The organism is Helicobacter valdiviensis (assembly GCF_003245365.1).
In the GTDB taxonomy this organism is placed as follows: Bacteria; Campylobacterota; Campylobacteria; order Campylobacterales; family Helicobacteraceae; genus Helicobacter_D; species Helicobacter_D valdiviensis.
This window is the reverse complement of sequence record NZ_NBIU01000133.1, coordinates 1-402: the sequence shown is the minus strand read 5'-3', so window position 1 is coordinate 402 and position 402 is coordinate 1. Positions and strand designations below refer to the sequence as shown.

At 58.2% G+C, this 402-nt stretch carries 1 protein-coding gene; it reads left to right on the top strand.

Annotated features, from left to right (window positions below; all coding sequences use genetic code 11):
• Positions 1-393: CopD family protein (locus tag B6S12_RS10910; protein WP_146239372.1), on the top strand; the 393-nt coding region annotated here is incomplete at its 5' end.
• Positions 394-402: the final 9 nt, after the last annotated feature.

The window sequence follows — 402 nt, the reverse complement described above, 5'->3', positions numbered from 1 at the left end:
GTCTCCGCGTGGGTGGTCCTGAGCGGCACGGTCGCCGGTAGCCGAGCCGTTGGCGGGAGCGACCGATACCTGAACTTGTTGTCGCAAGCTGCCTTGGTGGCAGTCACGGGCATAGTCATCACCGGCATCTTTAATGGATGGCACCGCGTCGGCACATCGGACCATCTGACGCATACGTCCTATGGCGCAACGTTGTTGGTCAAGGTGGTCCTTGTCCTGTTTGCCCTTGTCCTAGGGGGCTACAACAAGTTTATCGGCTTGCCGGCGGCGAGCCGCTCGCTCGATGGTGTGGGCGTGGTCCGTAAGGTACTTCAGATAGAAAGCATTCTTTTGCTTGGCGTGCTTATTTCTGCGGCAATTCTCACTTCTCAACAACCACCGGCAGCAATGTAGGCGCTGCAG